The following is a 21,848-nucleotide window of genomic DNA, read 5'->3' on the forward strand; positions in this document are numbered from 1 at the left end:
GAGGGAGGCTGCTGAGATTAAGGCAAGGTACTTTGTACCATTTCTGCTTACCAGATCTTCACGCGTTTATCCGGCGCTACATACATCTTGTCGCCTTCTTTGACGTCAAAGGCTTTGTAGAAGGCCGGTACGTTTTCAACGGTGCCGTTAGCACGGTATTGGCTAGGGCTGTGCGGGTCGGTATTCAGACGCTTACGCAATTCCGCTTCACGGTAGTTACGGCGCCACACCTGGGCCCAACCAATAAAGAAGCGTTGGTCACCGGTAAAGCCGTCCATAACCGGCGCAGTTTTGCCGTTAAGACTCATGTGATACGCCTTATAAGCCATGGTCAGGCCGCCCAAGTCACCGATGTTTTCACCCAAGGTGAAGTTGCCGTTTACATGGGCATCGGGGAACGGATAGTAACTGGAATACTGCGCCGCCAACTGCTGAGTGCGCGCCTTAAACTTCTTCAAGTCTTCCTTGGTCCACCAGTTATGCAGGTTGCCATCGCCGTCGAAGTTGGCGCCGGAGTCATCAAAGCCGTGGCCGATTTCGTGGCCGATAACAGCGCCAATGCCGCCGTAGTTCACCGCATCATCGGCTTTAGGATTAAAGAACGGCGGCTGCAAAATGGCAGCAGGGAAGACAATTTCATTGGCAACCGGGTTGTAGTAAGCATTGACGGTTTGTGGCGTCATGCCCCACTCGCTGCGGTCAACCGGTTTGTCTAGCTTGTCGAGCATGTCTTTGTATTCAAAGGCGGCGTAGCGGCGATAGTTGCCAACCAACTCGTCCGCTTTGATGGTCAGGCCATCGTAGGATTTCCACTTATCCGGGTAGCCGATTTTGGGGGTGAACTTAGACAACTTAACCAAGGCGGCTTGCTTGGTTTTTTCGCTCATCCAGTCCAGGTGCTTAATGGAGTCGGCATAAGCATCCAGGATGTTTTGTACCAGTTGCTCCATACGCGCTTTGGCTTCAGGTTTGAAGTAGCGCTTCACATAGGCTTTACCCACCATCATGCCCAGCACTTGGTCAGACGCATCAACCGCTTGTTTCCAACGCGGCGCCTGTTCTTCGGTGCCGGAAAGTAACTTACCGTGGAAAGCAAAGCTTCTGTCAGCAATCTGTTTCGGCAATAACCTGGCGTAGTTGTCCACTAGGTGGAACGCCATATAAGACTGCCAGGTATCAACTGGCACCTTACCGAACAGCTTGCCGAAGGCAGCGAAATAAGAAGGCTGGCCAACAATGATGTTGTGGGCTTTATCAATACCGGACGCTGTAGCGTACTGGTCGTAGTAAAAGCTGTGCAGCGTTTTGGCAAGCGCGGCGGCGGATTCTTTGTTGTACGTCGCATTCGGGTCGCGGTTTTTCACCTTGTCCCATTGTGCTTTCGCCAGCTTGGTTTCCAGCGCCAATATGGCTTTGGCACGTTTTTCGGTGTGGTCGAAACCGGCGTTTTTCAGCTGGTCGGCCACATACTGTACGTAGGCATCACGAATTTTTTGGTACTTGGCAGATTTATCCAAGTAGTAATCGCGGTTTGGCAGGCCAAGACCGGACTGGTCCATGTACGCAGCATTTTTCATGGAGTCTTTGGCATCGGCATACACATAAAAGCCGATAGGCAAGGTCACACCTTGCAGCGCCAGCTTACCCATTTCCTGGGCAACAGCAGCATGGCCTTCGAGGTCGCGAATAGCGTCTAGGTCGGCTTGAATTGGCGTTAGCCCCAGTTGCTCAATCAGCGCGGTATTCATGTAGGACTTGTAGAAATCGCCAATTTTCTGGGCATCAGAGTTTGGCGCGGCATCTTTTTGGGCGGCATCTTCTTCAATGATGGTTTTCAGAGCCGCTTGGCTGTCGTCATACAGCTTCGTGAAAGAGCCGTAGTTAGATTTGTCAGCCGGAATGGGAGTGTTTTTCAGCCAGGTACCGTTAACGTAGTGATAGAAGTCGTTTTTGGGGGAAACACTTTTATCAAAGTTGGCCAGCTCGATTCCTGATACCGGCTTTGTTTGTTCTGCTGATGTGCTGGTTGAGGAACTATCGGCCCAAGTGGCGGTGCTTATCCCTAAGCCGAGGGTCACGGCCAGTGCCAAGTGACTCAATTTGGTCATGTGTGTTGTCCTTGCTGATTTTAATAATGACGAGACATGTTACAAATTAGGTACATGTCTGCAAAGAATGACTTCTTTAGCAAATGTTTCAGTCTTTCGGCCTACTATTCCAGTCCAACAGCCACTGCTGCAAGTCAGGCTGTTTCATTGGCCGGGCGTAGTAATAGCCTTGCACTCGGTAACAGCCTAAGGCTAAACATAAATCCAGTTGCTCTTCGGTTTCCACGCCTTCGGCCACCACTTTTAAACTGAGGTTACGGGCAAGATCGACCACAGACCGCACAATAGCAGCATCCGCTTCGCTACGGGTTAAATCGTGTACGAAGGATTTATCGACCTTAAGCTCGTTAACAGCGAACTGCTTAAGGTAAGCCAAAGAAGAGTAGCCAGTGCCAAAGTCATCGACAGCGATGGATACGCCCAGTTTACGCAGCGCTGCCAAATGTTCGCGAGCCGTGCCCACTTCGCGCATTAACGTTGACTCGGTTATCTCAAGGCACAACAGGCCAGGGTTGAGGCCACTTTCTTCCAACAATTGCTGCACCTGTGCCACAAAATTATGCTGCCGGAAATGGGCGGCCGAGATATTGGCATTCAGGGTAAGGGGCTTTCTAAGCTGGGCATTGATCTCTTGAATACCGTGCAACGACTTTCTCAGCACCTGTTCGTCCAATGCCGCAATAAGGCCACAATTTTCAGCCACTTTAATAAAGGTATCGGGATTGACCAGGCCATCTTTCGGGTGCTGCCAACGCACCAGCGCCTCAACAGCCATCACCAGTTCCCCTTCCAGCACATCCACTTGTGGCTGGTACACCACAAAGAATTCATCTCTTTCTAAACCAAGCCGCAGGTCTGATTCGAGCTGAATAAGGCGCATTGCTTCAACATTGCGTTCATGGCTATAGAACTGCATGTTGTTGCGGCCTTCTTCCTTGGCGTGATACATCGCCATATCGGCGTTACGCAGCAGCGCTTCAGGCAGGTTGCCATCATCAGGGTAAAGACTGACACCAATGGAGGTAGAGAGATAAAATTGCCGGCCATACACATCAAAGGGCGTGGCAAGGGCTTCTAATAGCGCCTCACAAACCGGCACAATCTCGGTGGGCCCACTGATGTTTTGGATGATAACCACAAACTCATCGCCACCTAAGCGGGCGACAGTGTCTTTATCGCCCACCACGCCTTGCAGGCGGCTGGCCGCTTCCACCAGCAGCCCATCCCCCACCCGGTGACCGTAGGTATCGTTAACGGTTTTAAAGCGGTCTAGATCCATAAACAGCAGTGCCAGCGAACGGTCAGTGCTTTGAGCATTTTCAATGGCTTGAGAAAGGCGCTTGATAAACATGCCGCGGTTAGGCAGGCCGGTCAGCACGTCATAATTAGCAAGACGCCGTAACTCAAACTCGGCCGCCTTGCGTTCGGTCATATCAGAGAAAACCACCACGAAATGGCCACCCGATGACAGGCTGTCGTCCATTTGCGAGATATTGAGCCACAACGCACAGAGGCTGCCATCACGGCGGCGCAGACTACACTCGCCGGTCCAGGCCCCTTGCTCGGCAACATCGCGCCAAAGTTCGGTATCTAAAAACTCCGGTGGCAGTAAAACGTCTAACGGCTTGTCTTGTAAATATTGGCGATCGAACCCCGATATGCGCTCGACAGCGGGGTTAACCGAAAGCACACATTTGTCGCGACTTAAAATCAGCACCCCTTCGGCGGTATTTTCAAAGGCTCTGGCGTAAAGGTTAATCTCACCTTCCAGCTGCTTACGCTCGGTGATGTCTTGAAAGATGCCAGAAACTCGCTTGGCATTGCCCTTGATGTCGCTATCAACGATACGGCCAACAGCGTGGATCCACCGCCACTGATCGCCAATTAAAATACGATGCTCTACGTCATAGCGGGGGTAATTGCCTGCCAAATGCGCCTGCCATACAGCGCCCACCCGTTCTAACTCCTCAGGGTGAATAGGCAATTTGGCCATCGGAATATTGTGCTGGCGGGCAACGCTACTTTGCTCACCATCAGAAAGCGAAACGGTAAAAAGATTGTTTTCGACCTGCCAAGTCCAAGTGTTGACGTTAGCGCCAAACATAGCCAAACGCAGTTGGTGTTCCGACTCGGCAACGCGGTCGTAGGCTTGTTGCAACTGTTGCCTTTGGCGCCGACGCTGATAGCCAAACATTGCGGCCAGCAGTAGTACCAAAAGCCCAACACCGGCAAAAAAGAAGTAGCTGCGATACCATGGCAGGGCTACATCAAACCGCAACAATTCAGGGTGTTCACGCCAACGCCCCTGCTCAAGATACCAAATCGTAAACTGATGCTTGCCTTGACCAAGGTTGCCAAAAACGATGGGCGACTCTGAATACAAATCAACCAGCTGGCTTTGTTCAGACATTTTGTATCGAAAGTGCGGCAGGCGTTTGGAGGCGTAATTTTGTGAGCCAAGCTGAATCGACAGCAAACTCAAATCAGCTGGAAGTTTAATGCTGTGATGCGTGGTATCCCAAAACCGTTTAGTGCCTTTTGGGGTAGTTGCCTCAACGTACACCACGCCATTGTCTTCACTTTGTAAACGGTGCTTGAGGCTGTCTCTTTTAAAAGCCGCGACCCCCGACGCTGTACCTACCCAAAGGTTGCCTTGAGCATCAATAACGCCGGCCCCTTCATTAAGCTCATCGTCTGGCAGGCCATCTTCTTCAAAGTAGCTGTCCACTTTAACCGGTGACTGGTCAAGTTTTACTCGCACCACTAAATCTTGCATGCCGATATAAAGGCGCTGATTTTTTTGTGCCAGAAAATAAACAGACCGGTTAGGCAGATCCCATGCCTGACTTAACGAGCGCCACTGCGGCTTATCTTGCTGCCAGTCCAGGCGCCAAACGCCCTCTTTGCTAAATCCCACCAGTAAGCTGCCATCGGGCATCGGCTCAATAGCGTTAACGCGATAACCCGGCATATTGGATAGTGAATGCCACTGGTCATTGTCGAGATACAACAAGCCCGCCGCACCAGCAGCCCAGAGTCGCTGTCCTTGCTTGGCAAACACTTTAATAGAATCTAAAGCCCGGCTTTCGCTATTTTGACGCCACCCTTGCACTTCTTTGCCGTTGAAGCGGACTAAGCCGTCTGATTCACCGATAAACAGGTTATTGCCATCGGCGTAAAGCCCAAGGCAAGTGCGGCTATCCCATGAGGTAGCAGCTAAAGGCTTGGTAAAGTGCTGACTTTTGATATCGAAAAGATAGAGGCCATTTATACCGCAAGCGGCCAACTGGCCACGATAAGGCGCCACGGCATAAAAACCGTTATTAAAAGCAGGGTCGCTGGGCTTGAATAATTGGTGTTGGCCATCTTGCAGCCACTCTAGGCCAGCATCGGTTGCTAGCCAGGTAGCGTCTTGATAACGCGTAATACCCCAAACGATATCGGAAGCTAAAGCAGGTTTGGTTTGGCGGCTGTAAGCCACAACCGGCGTTGTGGCTTTCGGAATAATAGCCAGTACGCCCTCACCCAAGGTTGCTGCCCATACCAAGCCATTACTGTCCACCATGATGTGGCTCAGTCCTTCCACTTCGGTCTGGTCGTCTATCAGTTGGTGATAATCCAGAAACTGGCCACTTTTCGGTGACCAATATTGCACACCATAGCGGCCAGTGAGGTAGTAGCCACCGGCGCTGTCTTCGGCAATGTCTCTAATAAAACGGCCATTGAGAAAAGGCGTGAACTGCCACTTTTGTTGTTGGTAGCTAACCCTGAATAAGCCCTTATCTGAGGTCAACCATAGCTGACCTTGGCGATCAACATAGAGGCTTTTGGGGGTGCCAAAACGGCTGCCGTCAATGGCATATCGGCTTTGCTCACCGGTGGCCGGATCAAAGGCAATAAGTTGATGCACCGATAATAGATAAAGATGCTGACCGTCGTTGGCCAAGGCACGCCACTTATCAAGAGTGGTCAGTCGCGAATCAATCTGCACATTACCATCGGCCAAGCGGGCAAGATGCCCTGACCCCAGAGCTAACCACAAGGTACCTTTAAGCTCTGTACTTTCCTGAACACCACCAGGCGTTAGCTGTGAAGTATGCAGTGTTGAAGCAAGAACCTTTAAACCTTGGCCGGGTGACCACTGCATCAGTGCATTGCTGGTACCAACAAAAAAGCCATCGCCATATCGTTGTAGCGTGTTAACAGCAAGGTCTACACCTTCGGGAAAGGTGACAGCAAGGGCTTTACTTTGCGTCAGGCGAAAGAGGCCATCTGAGGTACCCACCCAGATACTGCCGTCTTTGTTCTCCAGCAGCGCATTAACCCAGTCGTTTGGTAAACCTTCCTGGGCCGTCCACTGGCGTATCAGAATATCGTTGGTCGCAGCAGTCGCTGTGGTAGCAAAAAGCCCAACCAGCACTGCCCCGATCAGCCATCGCCACATTGTTTAGGCCCCGGGGGGTTGAAGTTGAAGTAAGTCTATCATTTTTTTCGAATATACCGCACTCGGCAACATAACATTGTCGATATTGTGGTCACAAAACGCTGACATTAGAAACGCCATCTTGGCCGAGCCTTGGCTTTAAAAGGCGGCTTTGGCAAACCAGATCCCAAGCGCACTTAATCCCTAACAAGGCTGGTGTAAGCGTCTTTTTTACCAATCATGGCAAAAGTCGGCGTTTTTTCACAGCTAACAGCACCCAAAGCCCAGGCTGTTACTTATGTAAAAGTAGCCACAACGGGGAAATAAAGAAGACAAGCGAGCAGATGAAAACCAGACAAGGCGGGAGATAATTCAGAATAAAGGCAAAGTCACTAGCGACTTTTAGAGGTAAGGCACAGTCTATTGCCAAAAGAGATTGCCCAACACCGGCTTCGCATTGGGCTGATTTGGCTACGGTAATGTATTTTGAAACTGCGTTAAGCTGCGCTGGCAACAAAGCGCGGTTTCATCCAACCACTGGTAGCGTTTTCGATATTGACTGCGCTTTTTGCTGGCAATATCGCTCATTTCTTTACGCGGCAGTGCCAGGGGTAATAACCACGTTAACTCGTCAACAGCGTGCCCTCCGCACTCATGCCAGAGGCCGTTATAGTCCGTTTTTAGTTTGTTTTTCCGCTTATAGCGCTGGCTGGCAAAAATATGCCCCTGGTTTGAAACCGCTTTAATAAAGCCACATTGCCAATGGCGGGCAACAACACCTAATAGCTCAACCATCAAGGCCTTGGGACGCATGCCAAAAAAATGGTGGGTAAACTGGCGAATATAATCTTCATCCAATACGCTTTGCCGCCCTGGCCCTTGCATGCAACCAACAAGCAGCCCCTTTTGCCCCTGCGGGTTTTGAGTCAGCGAAAAGGTAATGGAATAAAAGCGCTGGCCATCGGCCTCTAAAACTAAGGTTATTTCCCCTTCTCGCTGGAACTGCGGCATGTATGCCAGCCGAATAAAAACATCCTCGCCTTTAGGCCCTTCAAATCGAGCCAAGTCGACACCGTGACGCAAAAAAACGGATAAGGCTTTTTGATCCCAATGCTGCGTTAACAGCCAATAATGACGGGCGAGCAGGGTATAACGCTCCGTTGGCGTCAGCCCCGCTATCAAATAGGGTTTAAAGGTCTTCTCAACCGCTCTTGCGTGCCGGCGCAATACTGGCTGCAAGCTGGGGGGACTAAACAGCGCCAGGGTGTAACGATAAGCACTGCCGTGAAGCAGGCTTCGCCCCAGAAACAGCAGGCGTTTTTTGACAGCGTGTAAGCTGTCACCGGGGTAAATCTTGGCCGCCATATGCCGACGGCTAGGGAAATAAGGCGCGAACTGCATACCCACACTCAAAGTTAAACTTTTAACGAAGTTTTATTTCGCTATAAATTTAATTTGTGACAGTAAAACGGAGCCTGAACAGAGATCAGGTCACGCGTACCAATGGAGGGAAGCACTTCGCCTCATCTCCGGGTATAATGCCGGCCCGCAACCGTTTTCCATGGCTAGAAACTGCTGGAGATCCTATGAAAGTCGCTATCGTGATGGGCTCGCGCTCAGACTGGGAAACCATGAAAGGTGCCTCAGATATGCTGGACCGTTTGGGTGTGCCTCACCATGTTGAAGTGGTATCTGCCCACCGTACCCCGGAAAAACTGGTGGATTTCGCGAAGAGCGCCAAAGATAAGGGTTTCGAGGTGATCATTGGCGGCGCCGGTGGTGCAGCCCACCTCCCCGGCATGATTGCTTCCATGACACCGCTACCGGTATTAGGCGTGCCAGTGCAAAGCAAGGCGTTAAAGGGCTTAGATAGCCTGCTGTCTATTGTGCAAATGCCAAAAGGCGTTGCCGTTGGCACCCTTGCTATTGGCGCCGCAGGAGCAGCTAACGCCGGGCTTTTAGCCGCGCAAATTGTTGCCCTTCATGACGCCAAGGTCGCCGCTCACCTCGATGATTTTCGTAAAGAACAAACCGATGCAGTGCTGGCCAATCCCGATCCGAGGAAACCGGCATGAAAGGCTTAGTGATTGGCGCGGGGCAACTGGGCGCCATGATGGGCGAAGTGGCCTGGCGATTAGGTATTGAGCTTTGGCGTTATTGCCCCGATACCAAGCGTTATTTTTTCGGCACCGAAATGGATGCCCGCGGCGATACCGGCCCCAGCGATTTTGATTGGGTAACGGCTGAGCGTGAGCTGCTGCCGCAAACACCTTTTCATGGCGAGCTGCTCAATCTGTCGACCTACCAACTGGTTAGCGATCGCCTGCCGCAGAAAAAGCTCTACGACCAACTAGGCCTACCCACTGCGCCTTGGGGTGAGCTAGAAACAGGCGCCCTAGCCGACAGCCTGCTTACCAATATCGCCAATAAACTGGTGGTTAAAGCCCGCCAAGGCGGCTATGACGGTAAAGGCCAGTGGCGGGTGAGCGAACCTGGCTTTGTTAGCGAAACGGACTGCATCGCCGAAGCAATGATCCCTTTTCAGCGCGAGGTTTCTATTGTTGGCGTGCGCGGCAAAGACGGTGCCAAGCTCTTTTATCCGGTCGTTGAAAACGTTCATAAAGACGGCATTTTGGTCGAAACCCTGGCCCCCGCGCCTGACGCGGCTAAATGGCAAGTAGAGGCAGAGCGTATTCTTGGCACGTTGATGGACCACCTTAATTATGTTGGGGTGATGGCGGTTGAGCTTTTTGACTGCGGCGACAAACTGCTTATTAACGAAATGGCGCCACGGGTACATAACTCTGGGCACTGGAGCCAAGATGGCGCCAATGTCTGCCAGTTCGAGCTGCATCTGCGCGCGGTGGCGGGCCTGCCGTTGCCCGAAAAGCTCAGCTGGGTTGCCACCCGCATGGATAACCTGATTGGTGTCGAGCTCGACTATCAGTGGCTAAGCGGCACTGGCAAGGTGCATTGGTACAACAAAACCCCAAGGCCCGGCCGCAAGGTAGGCCATATCAACACCTTGCTGTAAAAAAACGGCTGCCATTCAAATGCGCAGCCGTTTTTTTACATTGCACGAATAATAAAAAAGCCGCCCTTGGGCGGCTTTTTTCATTAACAGAAAGCTTATTTTTTCTTCTTGGCTTTGGCGTTCGGCAGGTCAGTAATAGAACCTTCGTACACTTCAGCGGCTAAGCCCACAGACTCATGCAGCGTCGGGTGAGCATGAATGGTCAGCGCCAAGTCTTCGGCATCGCAACCCATTTCAACTGCCAGACCGATTTCGCCCAGCAATTCACCGGCATTGCCACCAACGGTAGCGCCACCAATGATGCGATGGGTTTTCTTATCGAAAATCAGCTTGGTCATACCGTCTGAGGTATCGGAGGCGATGGCGCGGCCAGATGCTGCCCACGGGAAGTTGGCCACTTCGTACTCGATGCCTTTTTCTTTGGCTTCTTTTTCGGTCAAACCAACCCAAGCCAGTTCCGGATCGGTGTAGGCGATGGATGGGATGACTTTCGGGTCAAAGAAGTGTTTGAGGCCGGAAGCCACTTCGGCAGCAACATGACCTTCGTGCACACCTTTGTGCGCCAGCATCGGCTGACCAACGATATCGCCGATAGCGAAGATGTGCGGCACGTTAGTGCGCATTTGCTTGTCGGTGGCGATAAAGCCGCGCTCATCAACGTTAACGCCCGCTTTGTCGGCATCAATCAGCTTACCGTTAGGGGTACGGCCAATGGCAACCAACACGGCGTCGTAACGAACCGGCTCAGCCGGGGCATTCTTGCCTTCCATGGTCACGTAGATACCGTCTTCTTTGGCTTCTACAGCGGTAACCTTGGTTTCCAGCATCAGGTTCATTTTTTTGCTGATGCGCTTGGTGAAGATCTTAACGACGTCTTTGTCGGCAGCCGGTACCAGCTGGTCGAACATTTCAACGACGTCAATTTCTGCACCCAGGGCTTTATAAACGGTACCCATTTCCAGGCCGATAATACCGCCACCCATAACCAGCATTTTCTTGGGTACAAAACGCAGTTGCAGGGCACCGGTGCTGTCCCAAATACGGTCGTCTTCAGGAATAAACGGCAGGCTGATAGGACGAGAGCCGGCAGCAATAATCGCTTGGTCGAAGTTCACCACAGTTTTACCGTCGTCACCTTCTACTTCAATGCTGTTAGGGCCGGTGAATTTACCGTAACCGTTAACCACTTTGACTTTACGCATCTTGGCCATGCCGCCAAGACCGCCGGTCAGCTGACCGATAACCTTGTCTTTGTGAGCACGCAGTTTGTCCAGGTCCACTTCCGGCTTACTGAAACTTACGCCGTGGCTTTCCATGGTGCTGGCTTCGTCAATCACCTTGGCAACGTGCAGCAGGGCTTTAGAAGGAATACAGCCCACGTTCAAACAAACACCACCGAGGGTGCTGTAACGCTCGATGATCACGGTTTCCAAACCGAGATCAGCGGCACGGAAGGCCGCGGAATAACCCGCAGGACCTGAACCCAGCACAACCAGTTGTGCCTTGATTTCGTTGCTCATTATCTACCTCATTATTCTTTGCGCGGCGCCACTTATGTAGGGCCCCGCCAGTGTAACGCTATAAAAACGAGGGGGCAAAGCCCCCTCGATGTTTACAGAATGATTTGACGCAGATCGCCCAGCATGCCGGACAGCGCAGTGACAAACCTGGCACCGTCGGCACCGTCTATCACCCGGTGGTCATAAGACAGCGCCAGCGGGGTCATCAAACGAGGCTCGAATTCCTTACCATTCCATTTCGGCTTCATGTCGGCCTTAGACACACCCAGAATGGCCACATCAGGGGCATTCACGATGGGGGTGAACTGGGTACCACCAATACCACCAAGGCTGGAGATAGTGAAGCTTGAACCCTGCATATCGGCAGCGGTCAGTTTCCCGGCGCGTGCCTTGGCAGAGATCTCACCCAGTTCCTGCGACAGCTCGTAAACGCCTTTTTTATTGACGTCACGTACCACAGGCACTACCAAACCGTTGGGGGTATCAACAGCAATACCGATGTGAACGAATTTCTTCATCACTAAGGTTTCGCCGTCTTCACCGATGGAGCAATTGAACTTGGGATACAGCTCCAAGGCTTTAGCCGCCGCCTTCATAATGAAGATAAGCGGCGAGATCTTGAAGTTCTCTTTCTTCTTAGCCAGCAATTCATTCTGGCTCTTACGGAAAGCTTCCAGATCGGTCATATCGGCTTCATCAAACTGGGTAACATGGGGAATTTGTACCCAGTTACGATGCAGGTTCGGGCCAGAGATTTTTTGGATGCGGCTCATCTTAACCACTTCCACTTCCCCGAACTTGCTCCAGTCAACTTTCGGCCAATCAATCACCGACACATTGCCGCCGCCAGCACTGGCACCGCCAGTTGCTTTCGGACGAGCCAGTTCGGCTTTAACGTAGTTTTGTACGTCTTCTTTAAGAATGCGGCCTTTACGGCCGGTGCCTTTAACCTGAGTCAGATCAACACCAAACTCACGGGCCAGGCGGCGTACCGACGGGCTGGCATGTACCAAACCGGCAGGTGCTGAGGTACCAGCTGAAGGGTGATGCGGAACCGGCGGCGGTTTGGCCGCCTGAGCGGGCGCCGCACTTGGCGCACTGGCAGCCGGGGCGCTAGCAGCAGGCGCTGTTGCTTCGGCTTTCGGCGCACTACCGGCGGTTTCCAGCTTCACAATCAAGGAGCCTTCTTTGATTGAATCGCCGGTTTTTACCAGAATCTCTTTCACGGTGCCGGCAAAAGGTGCTGGCACTTCCATGGCGGCTTTATCGCCTTCCACAGAAATCAGCCCCTGTTCGGCGTCCACGGTGTCACCAACCGCAACGAGGATCTCAACCACTTCAACGTCGCCACCGGCGTCAGGCAGGGCAACCTCTTTAACTTCCTTGGCCGCAGGCGCTTCGGCCTTGGGCGCAGGAGTAGCGGTTTCTGCCGCCGCAGGTGCCGCAGCGGCAGCCGGGGCACTGGCACCGGTTTCAATAATGGCAACCAGGTCACCTTCATTGATTTTGTCGCCAGCTTTAACTTTTACTTCGACGATTTTGCCAGCCAGCGGGCTCGGTACTTCCATGGCGGCTTTATCGCCTTCAACGGATACCAGACCTTGGTCGGCTTCAATGACATCGCCGGGGGCAACCAAAATTTCAACCACTTCAACTTCACCGCCAGCATCCGGCAGGTGAATTTCCTGTTGTTCAGTAGCTCCAGTGGCAGCAGCCGGGGCCGGTTCAGCCGCTTTTGGTGCTTCGGCTTTCGGCGCTTCTTGCGGCGCAGGTTTAGCTTCCTCGGCAGGTGCGGCGGCAGCTTCACCCACTTCAATGGTGCCAATCTTGTCGCCGGTAGACACCTTGTCGCCTTCTTTGACGGTCAGGCTTTTGATAGTACCGGCCAAAGTGGCCGGTACGTCCATGGCGGCTTTATCCCCTTCAACGGAGATAAGGCCATCTTCTACTTCAACACTGTCGCCCACGCTCACCAGCACGTCGGTGACGTCCACCGCGTCGCTGCCGATATCGGGCACGATCAGATCACGAGTCTCTGCCATTGCTCTTTTCCTTATGCGTGCAGCGGGTTGACTTTATCAATGTCGATATCGAAACGCTTAATGGCTTCAGACACCAGTTTCTTGTCGACCTTGCCCGCTTTCGCGAGTTCATAAAGGGCAGCCACGACCACGTAATGGGCATTTACTTCGAAATGACGACGCAGGTTGTCACGGCTATCGGAACGGCCAAAGCCGTCGGTGCCCAGCACCCGGTAAGGGCCAGGAACAAAGCCGCGAATTTGGTCGGCATAGAGTTTGACGTAGTCAGTAGCCGCAACGGTAGGCACGTCTTTGGCCAGCACAGATGTTACAAAAGGCACTTGTTCTTTGGCATCGGGGTGCAGCATGTTGTGGCGCTCGGCTTCTAAGCCGTCGCGGGCCAGTTCGTTGAAACTGGTTGCCGAGAACACGTCGACATCCACACCGAAGTCGTTGGCGAGAATTTGGGCCGCTTCACGGACTTGCAGCAAAATGGTGCCAGAGCCCATCAGCTGTACCTGCGCCTTGCCTTTACCCTTAACGGTTTCGAGTTTGTAGATACCTTTGCGGATACCTTCCTCTGCGCCTTCAGGCATGGCTGGCTGGTGATAGTTTTCGTTCATCACCGTCAGGTAGTAGTAGACGTTTTCCTGGTCCTGGCCGTACATACGGCGAATACCGTCTTGCACAATCACCGCCACTTCGTAGCCGTAAGTCGGGTCGTAAGTAACGCAGTTAGGAATAACGCCAGCCTGGATATGGCTGTGGCCGTCTTCGTGTTGCAGGCCTTCACCGTTAAGGGTGGTCCGGCCGGCGGTACCGCCAATCAAGAAGCCGCGCGCCTGTTGGTCGCCAGCCGCCCAGGCCATATCGCCCACACGCTGGAAGCCGAACATGGAGTAGTACACGTAGAACGGGATCATCGGCTCGCCGTTGGTGCTGTAGCTGGTAGCAGCTGCAACCCAGTCGGACATGGCGCCCAGTTCGTTGATACCTTCTTGCAGCACCTGGCCTTTTTTGTCTTCTTTGTAGAAGGCAACTTGGTCAGCATCCTGCGGGGTATATTTTTGGCCTTCACGGCTGTAAATACCCACCTGACGGAACAAGCCTTCCATACCAAAGGTACGGGCTTCATCAGGAATAATCGGCACGATACGTTTGCCGATTTGCTTGTCTTTGAGCAGTGCAGTTAGCACCCGCACGAACGCCATGGTGGTGGAGATCTCACGGTCGCCACTGCCTTTGGTGACAGACTCAAAGGCGTCAAGGCCAGGAACATCCAGCTCGCCGTTAAAGCGAAGCTGCCGCGCGGGCATAAAGCCGTGCAGTTTAGCGCGCCGTTCCTTGAGGTATTTAACCTCTTCGGAGTCTTCACCGGGGTGATAGTAAGGCAGGTCGGTCAGCTGTTCGTCACTGATCGGAATGTTGAAACGGTCACGGAAGTATTTAATCGCGTCCATGTCCATTTTCTTAACCTGGTGGGCAATGTTTTTGCCTTCACCGGCGTCACCCATACCATAACCTTTAACGGTTTTAGCCAGGATAACAGTGGGGCGACCCTTGGTGTTTACAGCGCGATGATAGGCGGCGTAAACCTTGTATGGGTCGTGGCCACCACGGTTGAGGCGCCAGATGTCGTCGTCAGACATATTGGCCACCATTTCTTTGGTTTCAGGATATTTACCAAAGAAATTGTCGCGGGTGTATTTGCCACCTTTGGCTTTGCAGTTCTGGTATTCACCGTCAACGGTTTCTTCCATCAGCTGCAACAGTTTGCCAGAAGTGTCACGCGCCAACAGCGGATCCCAATAACGGCCCCAAATCACTTTCAGCACTTCCCAGCCTGCGCCGCGGAAGGTGCCTTCAAGCTCTTGGATAATTTTACCGTTGCCACGAACAGGGCCATCAAGGCGCTGCAGGTTACAGTTAATGATGAAAGTGAGGTTATCGAGTTTCTCACGGGCAGCTAGGCTAATGGCACCCAGCGCTTCTGGCTCGTCACATTCACCGTCGCCCAGGAAGCAGTAAACACGCTGCTCGGAGCAATCACGAATACCGCGATCGGTCAGGTATTTGAGGAAACGCGCCTGATAAATTGCCGCAATTGGCCCCAAGCCCATAGAAACGGTAGGGAACTGCCAGTAATCGGGCATTAATTTCGGGTGCGGATAAGATGGCAGGCCTTTACCTTCCACTTCTTGACGGAAGTTATCCAGTTGCTCTTCGGTCAGGCGTCCTTCCAGGAAGGAGCGAGAGTAGATGCCGGGTGAAATATGGCCTTGGAAATAAACCAGATCGCCGCCGTCTTTTTCGTTCGGTGCGCGGAAGAAATGGTTAAAGCCCACATCATAAAGCGTGGCGCTGGAGGCAAATGAAGAAATGTGGCCACCCAGTTCCAGGTTCTTCTTGGAACCGCGTAATACCATGGCCAGGGCGTTCCAGCGAATGATGGAGCGGATACGCCGTTCCATGCCCTGGTCACCGGGAACTTCCGGCTCTTGACCGGCCGGAATGGTATTTACATAGGCAGTGGTGGCTTCGAAAGGCAGGTGGGCGCCATTACGACGAGCCTGATCAGTCAGGGATTCCAGCAGGTAATGGGCGCGTTCAGCACCTTCTTCATCCATAACGGCACGGAGCGCGTCCAGCCATTCACGGGTTTCCTGCGGGTCCACGTCATGCATAACCTTCTCTGACATGGCTTGTTCCTTATCTTGCTCTGATTGTGATTAATAAGTCGTCTGCGCTTAAACCATAGACTAGGTTTTGCTGCGCGACGGTTTGCTTTGTAAGCGCCTTAATGAACGTTGCAAACGGCTTTGTTCGCGGCGGATATCCAACAAAGTTTCCTCCAGGTAAGCCAGGTGCTGCTCACAAGCAACGCGGGCTTCCTGGGGTTTGCCAGAGACGATGCACTCCAGCAAATGCTTGCGATGCTGCCCTACTCTTTCCGGTGCACTTGAGCGCTGATACAGCATCTCTAAGTTCTGTTGCACGTTTAAAATAAGCATCGGCTTCATAATTCTGAACAGGTGCAGGATCACCACATTGTGGCTGGCCTGGGCAACCAATTCATGAAAACGGGTGATGGCCTTGGCTTCTAGCGGCACATCATCAGTGCTATGGGCACTTTCAACATCCACATAGGCGGCCCGGATCTCGGCAAAGTCGGTATCGGTGCCGCGTAGCGCCGCGTAATAAGCGGCCATGGCTTCCAGGGCGTAACGAAACTCAAGGAGATCCAACTGGCCTTCGGGATGTTCGGTGAGCATGTCAAACAGCGGATTAGCCATCTCGCCGTATATGTCTTGGCTGACATAGGTACCGCCACCCTGGCGACGCACTAACATGCCTTTGGTTTCGAGCTTTTGGATCGCTTCTCGAACAGAAGGCCGTGACACATCAAACTGCACAGCCAATTCCCGTTCCGGTGGCAATTTCTGCCCCGGAGCCAAGGTGCCCTCTAAGATGAGGGTTTCCAATTGTTCCTGGATGACATCCGCTATACGCGGCTGTTTTATACGTTGATAACCAGCCATGGTGTCAATTGGTAAGACCAATAGCGCAAAAAGTGCCCTCACATTATCAGATGGAAAGCACCCTGTCTATTCGACCGGAGTCGAAGCCGCGCCAGGGGGATGTCAGCCTTGCAAGACAGCAAGAAAATTGGTCAGACCAAAAATCCCAACAAAATAAGAATGGCTACCAGGCACAGAAAAAACAGCAAATTGCGCTTGGCAAGGGCCACCATCGCCAGCACCGGTTTGTCGCTACAGGCTTCAGAGCAATCCACTTCTTCCGCTGAAAGTGCCACGCTGCCAAGGTAGTCTTCATTGTAAGAAGGTGCCTTTAACAGTCCTTCTAACCAGCGCGGCATGGCTCTTGAAAAATGGCCGACAAACGCAAAACCCAATGCCATGCAGCGCACCGGCAACCATTCCAGCCAAGGGCTAACTTTGCGTGCTTGTGGTAGGTTTTGGTCGTGCCAATAGCGAAGCAAACCGTAGGCTAAAGCGGCGCCGGTACCGGCAATAACAAAGAAAAACAGTACCGCACAGTAATGACGCAGGTTCGCCCAAAGTAGTGCCATTAGAGTGCGCTGACGCCCTTGGTAGGTTGCCGAGGTTAAAGGTTGTTCAAGCTCTAAAGAGGTCAGGTCGGCCGCTTGCAAATCGCCGCGTGAAAAGGCATTCAACATTTGCCGATACCGCTGGCGCACCTCGGTGGTATTTAAGGTCATCCACAGTAATAGCAATGACAACAGCCAGCTAATGGGCCCAGGCAAGAAATAAAGCACCCCATCGACCAATACCGAGATAGCAGCTAATAAAAGCAGCAACAGCGGCCAGCGAAAACTAGGCGTGCGCAAAACAGCAGGTAAACGGCGCAACCAGGTATCTAGCTGCCAAGCGGGCGGCAACATCGTTACCCGGTCAAGCGCCAGCAGAATAAGCAAGGTGATCAGCATCATGCCAATGTCTCCATCAGGCGATAATAAGCCAGCCAGTCAAAACCCGAACCGGGATCGGTTTTACGCATCGGCGCTATGGTCTCATGGGAAAGTACAGATTGAGGTCTTACTTGTGAATGTGCAAAAAGCCAAAGGCTGAGTTTGGCTAGAGCCTGATACTGCTGGCCGGTAAAAGGCAGGTGGTCAGCGCCTTCCAGTTCAATACCAACACTGTTGTCATTAAGGCGCTCACGGCCCTGAAAAGCCGACAACCCGGCATGCCATGCCCGCTTTGATAAGGCGACGAATTGCCAAACCTCACCTTGCCTATCAATAAAGAAATGGGCGGAGACGCGTACCCCTTTGAGCCTTTCAAGCCAAGGGGCTTGCTCGCAATCTAAGCTACCGGCAAAAAAGGCAGGAATAAGCCCAGAGCCAAACGCCTGTGGCGGCAGGCTGATGTTATGCACTACCAAGGTATCGGGCGATAAACTATCAGGCCGCTCGTCAAAGTGGGGGCTAGGATGGCGCCGGGCGCCGGGGTACCAGTCACTGGCCATCAGTGGCTCCAAAACCATCTTTAGGCCACTGTAGCACAAACCATTTATTGACTGAAAAACAGGCTGTTATTCGTAATCGTCAGGTTCGGAAGGCGATTCTTCTTCGGCAGGAATGGCTCTGTCGCCAGAGGCCCATTCACCTAAATCGATCAATTGACAGCGTTTAGAACAGAAAGGGCGAAACGGGCTATTTTCATCCCAGGTGACGTCTTTGCCACAAGTGGGGCAATTAACTACCAAAGCTTTCTCCTATTGCCAGCAGCAATGGCCAAGAACCATGGGCACATCTTCAGCTAAAGGCGTTGCTTCGCCGTCATTACCCAAAACCATTAAACGCACCGTGTAACGGCCACGGTGCCCAGAGACGCTAGGGTAAACATCGGCAGGAAGTCCGGCAAGGTGAAGTAGCACAAGATTTTCACTGGCGGCTTGAAAAAAGCCATTGCGCGCCACCACCTGTTCGCCTCGGCCACCTTCTCGCACCAAACGCAAGAAAAGGCTCAGTGCTCGGGCAAAGGGTTCCACGCTGCCAAGCCAAGCGGCGATGTCGGCCTGGCGCTGCAGCGAGCTGCGTTGTTGCCAGCACGCTAATTGGGGAAGGTCGAAAGGTGCATCACCACCGGCCACGGTAAAACGTGCCCGCAGCCCCATTAACAGTGGGTCGTCACGCCAATTGGGTGGTAACCGCTGTTGGTTTAACAACCACTGGCGGTGGCTTTGCAGCTCGTCACTGAGCCCTTGCAACTGCACCGCATCAACACCCGGCATTTCCGCCCAGCGGCTAAGCTGTTCGGTTGCCCTTTCCAAGTCTTTAATGAGCTCGGCTTTTACATCGCCTCTGTCCAGCACATCCAGAAGATCAAACAGCACGGTAAAAAACGGCCATTCGCCTTCCTCGGCCGCCTTAAACAACCGACAAAGCAGATAATCCAGCCTTAGATAGGCGCGATACTTTTCAGACAGGGGAAATTCGAACTGACAATCCATGGTTCGGCAAATGTTGATTTCGTAGCATCAATCATAGCCTTTTTTGTTGAGCTTCTGACAGATAGAGGTGGTGTAAAAGCTGAACCTGGGCTTTCAAATCGTCAAGATCGCCACTGTTATCGACAATATGGTCGGCATATTTCAGCCGTTCATGACGTGAAAGCTGCCGAGCCATAATGGCATCAGCATCGGCTTTACTATCACGGGCCAAAACGCGGCTACGCTGCTGATGCTCGTGTGCATCCACAACCAACACTCTGTCGCAATCTTCAAAAAGGCCATTTTCAATCAGCAATGGCACCACCCACACAACATATGTGCTGCTGGCCGCCTGAAGCTGCTTTTGCATTTCGCTACGAATAAGTGGGTGTAGCAAGGCATTAACCCACTGCCAGGCCTTTTCGTCATTAAAGATATGAGCCCGCAGTGCGGCCCTATCAAGCTGGCCTTCAGCATTCAAAAGGTCGCGTCCAAAATGTTCAACTAAGGCGCTAAGCCCTTTGGTACCTGGCGCCACGACTTGGCGAGAAACAACATCGGCATCAACCAGCTTTACACCTAACTCGGCAAAAAGATTGGCAACGGTAGTTTTACCCGAACCAATACCGCCAGTCAGCCCTACTACAAACATCAGCTAAAGGTTCCTAAATACCACTGGTTAATACTTTGCCCCCAAAGTAAAGCAACCCACCCAGCCATAGCCAGGAAGGGACCAAAGGGCATGGGGTGGCTACCCCGTTTGTGGCTCACGGCACTCACAATGCCCCAAAGCACACCAAACACCGAAGACAACAATATAATTTGCGGCAGCATCCAAGGGCCGAGCCAAGCGCCCAATGCCGCCAGCAATTTAAAGTCGCCGTAACCCATACCTTCTTTACCGGTGGCAAGTTTAAACAGCCAATAGACGGCCCAAAGCGATAAATAACCACAGGCAGCGCCAACAATGGCTTGCGTCGGTATCACGCCGCCATCAAAACAGCTAACCAATAACCCCGCCCATAGTAGCGGCAAGGTCAGGTCATCCGGCAGTAGCATGGTGTCCGCGTCGATAAAGGTCAGGGCAATAAGCATCCAGGTAAAAAAGAGCGCCGCCAACAGCGTAAAACTGGCACCAAAATGCAGCGCGACCACCGCTGAGCAAACAGCAGTGATCAACTCAATGAGCGGATAGCGTGCCGAGATCTTGGTTTGGCAATGCCGGCAGCGGCCACGCAGCAATAACCAACTTATTAGCGGGATATTGTCGTACCACGCCACTTTGGCATGGCATTTCGGGCAATGGCTACGCGGTACCATTAGGTTAAAAGGAGGAAGGGAATCGTGAAACTCCAGCGCCAATAATTCGCGGCTTTCACGTTTCCAGCGCCGTTCTAGCATCACCGGCAAGCGGTAGATAACCACGTTTAAAAAGCTGCCTACCAGCATGCCCAGCACAAACACAAAAACCGCCAACCACAATGGCTCGCGGCCCAATAAATCCATCCATTGCATCAGCAATCAGCCAACCACTTGTCCCAACTGGAAGATAGGAAGATACATTGCCACGACCAAGCCACCGATGATAGGCCCAAGCACAATCATAATGGCGGGCTCTAGCAGACTCATCAGTCCGTCAACGGCGTCATCCACTTCGCGCTCATAAATTTGCGCCACCTTTGACATCATTTCATCGATAGAGCCTGATTCTTCACCAATAAGCACCATCTGAATAATCATTTCAGGAAACACCTGGGTGGTGCGCATGGCCACATTCATTTGCATGCCGGTTTCCACCTCTCGGCGCACCTTTAATACCGCATCACGATAAAGGGCGTTACCGGAGGCGCCGGCGCTGGACGCCAACCCGTCTATCAACGGCACCCCCGCCGCAAAGGTGGTTGCCAAGGTCCGGGCAAAACGCGCCAACGAGGCCTTATGCAAAATCGAGCCAACAATAGGCAGGCGCAGAATAAATTTGTCTGTTTTATCCCTTACATCTTGCGACTTTCGGTGCGCCGCTCGAAACGCAAAGCCCGCCACAATAAGTACAGCAACGATGACATACCAAGAGTTTTGTACGGCGTGGGAAATACTGATCCAAAGGCGGGTAAAGGCCGGTAATTCAGCGCCAAAAGAATGAAAAATATCTTCAAATTGCGGTACCACAAAAATCAGCAATATTGCCGTTACCACTATCGCCACAAAAACGATGGCGGAAGGATAAAACAGTGCCTTTTTAATCTTGGCTTTTAACTCTTCTTGCTTTTCTTTGTAGGTGGCGATGCGGTCAAACATGGTTTCCATGGCCCCAGAATGTTCACCGGCCGCCACTAAATCGCGATAAAGGGAATCAAACAAAATGGGGTATTTACCTAGCGCTTCTGAAAGTAAGGTGCCGCCTTGCACATCAGAGCTGATTTTTACCATCATCTCCCTGACAGCGTCTTTTTTATAGCCTTTGGCAATAATGTCCAATGACTGCACCAAAGGCACACCGGACGCCAGCATGGTGGCCAGCTGACGTGTTACCGCCGCAATGTCTGCCGCTTCAACTTTTTGACCAAACGAAAAAAGCGACTTGGGTTTTCGCCTTACTTCCTTTGGGGTTATACCCTGGGACCGTAACTGCGCCTTAATATCGTTAATTCGGGCACCTGTCATTTCCCCTTGGACTTTTTCTCCGCGGCGATTGAGTCCTTTCCAGGTGAAAATTTCCAGCTTTTGGGTATCAACCTTTCTTTTTGTTGCAGTTGCCATGGCAAC

The 21,848-nt window shown here is 52.4% G+C and carries 16 protein-coding genes; 2 read left to right on the top strand and 14 right to left on the bottom strand.

All coding sequences use genetic code 11. The annotated features are described in order from the left end of the window. Nucleotides 1–47: 47 nt before the first annotated feature. The 3 genes from DW350_RS16355 to DW350_RS16365 form a co-directional block, all read right to left on the bottom strand. Nucleotides 48–2,108: a M13 family metallopeptidase gene (locus DW350_RS16355; protein ID WP_115719961.1), complete on the bottom strand. Its 2,061-nt coding sequence runs from the start codon at nt 2,106–2,108 to the stop codon at nt 48–50. Nucleotides 2,109–2,196: 88 nt separating this feature from the next. Then, nucleotides 2,197–6,552 (bottom strand): EAL domain-containing protein, encoded by a 4,356-nt coding sequence (locus DW350_RS16360; protein ID WP_115719962.1) that lies wholly within the window; start codon nt 6,550–6,552, stop codon nt 2,197–2,199. Between the two features lie 450 nt (nt 6,553–7,002). Further along, entirely contained in the window at nt 7,003–7,932 is a 930-nt protein-coding gene (locus DW350_RS16365; protein WP_115719963.1) for a VirK/YbjX family protein, read from the bottom strand. A 137-nt stretch (nt 7,933–8,069) separates the two neighbouring features. On the opposite strand from DW350_RS16365, the gene purE reads away from it, so the two are divergent. Continuing rightward, nucleotides 8,070–8,606, top strand: coding sequence for a 5-(carboxyamino)imidazole ribonucleotide mutase (gene purE, locus DW350_RS16370; protein WP_336406954.1), 537 nt, complete (start codon nt 8,070–8,072; stop codon nt 8,604–8,606). Beyond that, nucleotides 8,603–9,565, top strand: coding sequence for an ATP-grasp domain-containing protein (locus tag DW350_RS16375; protein ID WP_115719965.1), 963 nt, complete (start codon nt 8,603–8,605; stop codon nt 9,563–9,565). The genes purE and DW350_RS16375 overlap by 4 nt, the downstream gene beginning before the upstream one ends. A gap of 95 nt (nt 9,566–9,660) precedes the next feature. Here DW350_RS16375 and lpdA read toward each other — a convergent pair whose 3' ends face one another. The 11 genes from lpdA to DW350_RS16430 all read right to left on the bottom strand — a co-directional run bounded on the left by lpdA (nt 9,661) and on the right by DW350_RS16430 (nt 21,842). After that, complete coding sequence (lpdA, locus tag DW350_RS16380; RefSeq protein WP_115719966.1) at nt 9,661–11,085, bottom strand: dihydrolipoyl dehydrogenase; 1,425 nt, start codon at nt 11,083–11,085, stop codon at nt 9,661–9,663. A 92-nt stretch (nt 11,086–11,177) separates the two neighbouring features. Further along, nucleotides 11,178–13,127: a pyruvate dehydrogenase complex dihydrolipoyllysine-residue acetyltransferase gene (gene aceF / locus DW350_RS16385; RefSeq protein ID WP_115719967.1), complete on the bottom strand. Its 1,950-nt coding sequence runs from the start codon at nt 13,125–13,127 to the stop codon at nt 11,178–11,180. An 11-nt stretch (nt 13,128–13,138) separates the two neighbouring features. Next, nucleotides 13,139–15,805, bottom strand: a complete 2,667-nt coding sequence (aceE, locus tag DW350_RS16390; protein ID WP_115719968.1) for a pyruvate dehydrogenase (acetyl-transferring), homodimeric type — start codon at nt 15,803–15,805, stop codon at nt 13,139–13,141. Nucleotides 15,806–15,865: 60 nt separating this feature from the next. After that, the gene (pdhR, locus tag DW350_RS16395; RefSeq protein ID WP_115720669.1) at nt 15,866–16,645 is read right to left on the bottom strand and encodes a pyruvate dehydrogenase complex transcriptional repressor PdhR; all 780 of its coding nucleotides are present in this window, start codon (nt 16,643–16,645) and stop codon (nt 15,866–15,868) included. A 131-nt stretch (nt 16,646–16,776) separates the two neighbouring features. Further along, entirely contained in the window at nt 16,777–17,577 is an 801-nt protein-coding gene (gene ampE, locus DW350_RS16400; protein ID WP_115719969.1) for a regulatory signaling modulator protein AmpE, read from the bottom strand. After that, nucleotides 17,574–18,116 carry a 1,6-anhydro-N-acetylmuramyl-L-alanine amidase AmpD gene (ampD, locus tag DW350_RS16405; protein WP_115719970.1) on the bottom strand — a complete coding sequence of 181 codons (543 nt, stop codon included), beginning with the start codon at nt 18,114–18,116 and terminating at the stop codon, nt 17,574–17,576. The genes ampE and ampD overlap by 4 nt, the downstream gene beginning before the upstream one ends. A gap of 66 nt (nt 18,117–18,182) precedes the next feature. Then, nucleotides 18,183–18,356: a DNA gyrase inhibitor YacG gene (gene yacG / locus DW350_RS16410; protein WP_115719971.1), complete on the bottom strand. Its 174-nt coding sequence runs from the start codon at nt 18,354–18,356 to the stop codon at nt 18,183–18,185. A gap of 9 nt (nt 18,357–18,365) precedes the next feature. Continuing rightward, nucleotides 18,366–19,103 carry a cell division protein ZapD gene (locus tag DW350_RS16415; RefSeq protein ID WP_115719972.1) on the bottom strand — a complete coding sequence of 246 codons (738 nt, stop codon included), beginning with the start codon at nt 19,101–19,103 and terminating at the stop codon, nt 18,366–18,368. 31 nt (nt 19,104–19,134) lie between these two features. Further along, nucleotides 19,135–19,737: a dephospho-CoA kinase gene (gene coaE / locus DW350_RS16420; RefSeq protein WP_115719973.1), complete on the bottom strand. Its 603-nt coding sequence runs from the start codon at nt 19,735–19,737 to the stop codon at nt 19,135–19,137. Then, nucleotides 19,734–20,597, bottom strand: a complete 864-nt coding sequence (locus tag DW350_RS16425; RefSeq protein WP_192954719.1) for a prepilin peptidase — start codon at nt 20,595–20,597, stop codon at nt 19,734–19,736. The genes coaE and DW350_RS16425 overlap by 4 nt, the downstream gene beginning before the upstream one ends. A gap of 6 nt (nt 20,598–20,603) precedes the next feature. Next, complete coding sequence (locus DW350_RS16430; RefSeq protein ID WP_115719974.1) at nt 20,604–21,842, bottom strand: type II secretion system F family protein; 1,239 nt, start codon at nt 21,840–21,842, stop codon at nt 20,604–20,606. Between the last annotated feature and the right edge of the window lie 6 nt (nt 21,843–21,848).

The organism is Gallaecimonas mangrovi, from assembly GCF_003367375.1.
Classification (GTDB): domain Bacteria; phylum Pseudomonadota; class Gammaproteobacteria; order Enterobacterales; family Gallaecimonadaceae; genus Gallaecimonas; species Gallaecimonas mangrovi.

Bases quoted from the DNA above. Each gene is read 5' to 3' on its own strand.
- DW350_RS16355 (WP_115719961.1), bottom strand. From the start codon at position 2,108: ATGACCAAATTGAGTCACTTGGCACTGGCCGTGACCCTCGGCTTAGGG.
- pdhR (WP_115720669.1), bottom strand. From the start codon at position 16,645: ATGGCTGGTTATCAACGTATAAAACAGCCGCGTATAGCGGATGTCATC.
- DW350_RS16425 (WP_192954719.1), bottom strand. From the start codon at position 20,597: ATGCAATGGATGGATTTATTGGGCCGCGAGCCATTGTGGTTGGCGGTT.
- lpdA (WP_115719966.1), bottom strand. From the start codon at position 11,085: ATGAGCAACGAAATCAAGGCACAACTGGTTGTGCTGGGTTCAGGTCCT.
- DW350_RS16375 (WP_115719965.1), top strand. From the start codon at position 8,603: ATGAAAGGCTTAGTGATTGGCGCGGGGCAACTGGGCGCCATGATGGGC.
- DW350_RS16430 (WP_115719974.1), bottom strand. From the start codon at position 21,842: ATGGCAACTGCAACAAAAAGAAAGGTTGATACCCAAAAGCTGGAAATT.
- aceF (WP_115719967.1), bottom strand. From the start codon at position 13,127: ATGGCAGAGACTCGTGATCTGATCGTGCCCGATATCGGCAGCGACGCG.
- purE (WP_336406954.1), top strand. From the start codon at position 8,070: ATGCCGGCCCGCAACCGTTTTCCATGGCTAGAAACTGCTGGAGATCCT.
- ampD (WP_115719970.1), bottom strand. From the start codon at position 18,116: ATGGCCAGTGACTGGTACCCCGGCGCCCGGCGCCATCCTAGCCCCCAC.
- ampE (WP_115719969.1), bottom strand. From the start codon at position 17,577: ATGATGCTGATCACCTTGCTTATTCTGCTGGCGCTTGACCGGGTAACG.
- DW350_RS16415 (WP_115719972.1), bottom strand. From the start codon at position 19,103: ATGGATTGTCAGTTCGAATTTCCCCTGTCTGAAAAGTATCGCGCCTAT.
- DW350_RS16360 (WP_115719962.1), bottom strand. From the start codon at position 6,552: ATGTGGCGATGGCTGATCGGGGCAGTGCTGGTTGGGCTTTTTGCTACC.
- aceE (WP_115719968.1), bottom strand. From the start codon at position 15,805: ATGTCAGAGAAGGTTATGCATGACGTGGACCCGCAGGAAACCCGTGAA.
- DW350_RS16365 (WP_115719963.1), bottom strand. From the start codon at position 7,932: ATGCAGTTCGCGCCTTATTTCCCTAGCCGTCGGCATATGGCGGCCAAG.